Origin of the sequence: Shewanella sp. SG44-6 (assembly GCF_014164185.1) — a bacterium.
GTDB classification, from domain to species: Bacteria; Pseudomonadota; Gammaproteobacteria; order Enterobacterales; family Shewanellaceae; genus Shewanella; species Shewanella vesiculosa.
On the sequence record NZ_JACJER010000236.1, the window covers coordinates 1 to 2,732 of the forward strand.

Consider the following 2,732-nt stretch of genomic DNA (forward strand, 5'->3'; position numbering starts at 1 on the left):
GTCGACTCTCACCTCAGACAACCCGCCACTGATATATTGCCAATATGTGGGTACCGTATCAGGGTAATATATAGTGACATTAACCAGCTTGTTAATGTGTTCACCCATGGCTGAGAGAGCAAACGCCATACCACCAGCTTTAGGCTTTAAAAGATGTTGAAAAGGTGATGCTTGTTTATCGTGTTTAGCTGCAGTAAAACGCGTACCTTCAACAAAGTTCATTATACTCACAGGCTTAGTTTTAAATTTTTCACATGCTTTACGTGTGATTTCAATGTCTTTCCCTTTCAATTTAGGGTTTTTGCGCAATTGTGATGTGCTATAACGGCGCATAAAAGGAAAGTCTAATGCCCACCAAGCCAAGCCTAGTACGGGCACAAAAATCAGTTCTTGTTTCAGGAAAAACTTTAAAAAGGGGATCTTGCGATTAAATACTCGTTGTAAAATGAGGATGTCGACCCAGGATTGATGGTTAGCAATAACCATATACCACTCTTGTTCCGAAAATGATTGATCACCTGTAACGCGAATACGCATCGGATGAAAAATAGCTTCGATGACGGTATTGACGCTAATCCAAGCAGTGGCGCAATTATCAAGAATATAGCTGCAGATTTTTTGGCAAATACCAATAGGGATCAATTTTACAAAACTAAATGCTAAGATCGGGATGGTCCAAAAAATGGTATTAATGACATAACATAAGAATGCGATTGAACCTTTGATTTTCGAAAGCAGCGACATTTGTATCTCCTATTAAACGGAGTGCTATGTTACTCGTAGTCGCTGTTTTGCTCAATCAATACGATAGGTTAAATTACGCTTATTGCTGATTCAATTTTGCCAGTAATCGGTCCATTGCCCTATAGCCAAGGGCTTGAGCAATATGACTGCGTTCGGTGGTTGGTGATTGCTGTAAGTCGGCAATGGTGCGAGATACCCGTTGAATACGATGAAAACTGCGAACCGACAACCCTAAACTCACCACACTTTGCTCCAAAAAAGCCAAATCTGCTTGAGTTATTCCGCCGTCTTGTTTGAGTTGTTTTGGGCTTAATTCACTATTTAATACCCCAGACCGGTTGAGTTGTCGATCGCGTGCTTGTCTAACCCGTTTAGCGATTTCAACGCTGGACTCACTGGGTTGATGTTGTTGGGTTAAGGTGCCAGCTGGCAGTTTGGGCACATCAACGGTTAAATCGAAACGATCTAAAAAAGGCCCTGATAGACGTGATAAGTAACGTTGAATTTGATCAGGGGTAGAACGAGTACGTTCCGTATCGCCACAGGGGCTGGGGTTCATTGCCGCGATGAGTTGAAATCGACTCAAAAAAGTCAGTTTAGCGGCTGCGCGTGATATCTCAACTTGACCAGTTTCTAGTGGCTCTCGCAGGCAATCTAATACTTTTCGAGGGAACTCAGCTATTTCGTCAAGAAATAATATACCACGGTGAGCCAACGATATTTCCCCAGGTTTTGGATGACTGCCACCACCAATAAGCGCAATCGATGATGACGTATGATGCGGCGAGCGAAAAGGGCGGTTAAGGAAACTTTGTGGTTTAATATGTAATCCGGCGACAGAGTGAATGGCTGCCACTTCAATGGCCTCATCGTAGGTGAGTTTGGGTAATAGTGGGATAATTCGATTAGCTAACATGCTTTTTCCTGTGCCAGGGGGGCCTATGAATAGCATGTTATGTCCCCCGGCAGCTGCGATTTCTAATCCTTGTTTGGCTTGATATTGACCAATGACATCGCTCATGCAAAGTGATGATTGCAGTTGCGGCTCTTCTTCAATCCACTCGGGGAGAGAATCGAGTAAAGGTAATTGTGCTTGGCCGTGTAGAAATGCCGCTAAGTTTTGTAAGTGTGCGACAAAATAACTGTGATGATAGCCAACGAGCTCTGCCTCATGGCGATTTTCGATAGGCATAAAGAAATGATGCTGATCGTTACGCGCGGCAATAATAGCAGGTAACAAGCCACTGCAAGGGCGAATTTGACCGGAAAGAGCCAGTTCACCGACAAATTCACATTGATGTAATGCTTTGGCTGGGACTTGATTTGATGCTGCGAGAATCCCAACGGCAATAGGCAAATCATAGCGACCGCCTTGCTTAGGTAAATCTGCTGGCGCTAGGTTGACAGTGATCCGTCGTTGCGGGAACTCAAATCCTGCATTAATTAACGCGCTTCTGACCCGCTCTTTAGCTTCTTTAACTGACGTTTCTGGCAATCCCACCAGATTAAATGCTGGTAAACCATTACTTAAATGGACTTCAACTGTGACTCTCGGCGCTTCTACACCGCAACTCGCTCGGGTAAATACACAGGCAATCGCCATTAACAATTCCTTTTGTTTGAATAATATACAAATCAACACGTGATTATAGTCTAGCAGCGATGTTTTTTTTTGCGTGATAAAGCCCAAATAACTCAGATATAATTATGCTGGCACGCTAGTTTAAATCACTGATGTTGAGTAGAATACCGCGGCTTTATAGTACGAGAGGCTTGTTAATCAATAGGTCTTTTGCTGTGAAACGCTATAATCATATTCCATCTGTCGTTATTTCTATTTGTATTGAATTATTAGCTTTATTGATTTTTATTTAAATCAATCGCTTTGATTTTACATTTACCCATTTTGTAACAATGATATGTCCATACATTCCTGATATTTTGGCTAGTATTCAGGTAAAGGTAAACTATGAGCCTCTCTGATAATT

2 protein-coding genes are annotated in these 2,732 nt (G+C 42.3%); both read right to left on the reverse strand.

What is annotated here, in order from left to right; genetic code table 11:
* The coding region (locus tag H5185_RS21675) for an acyltransferase (RefSeq protein ID WP_182743200.1) at positions 1 to 744 on the reverse strand (744 nt) is incomplete at its 3' end.
* 79 nt (positions 745 to 823) lie between these two features.
* Positions 824 to 2,347 (reverse strand): YifB family Mg chelatase-like AAA ATPase, encoded by a 1,524-nt coding sequence (locus H5185_RS21680; protein ID WP_182743202.1) that lies wholly within the window; start codon positions 2,345 to 2,347, stop codon positions 824 to 826.
* Positions 2,348 to 2,732 lie beyond the last annotated feature (385 nt).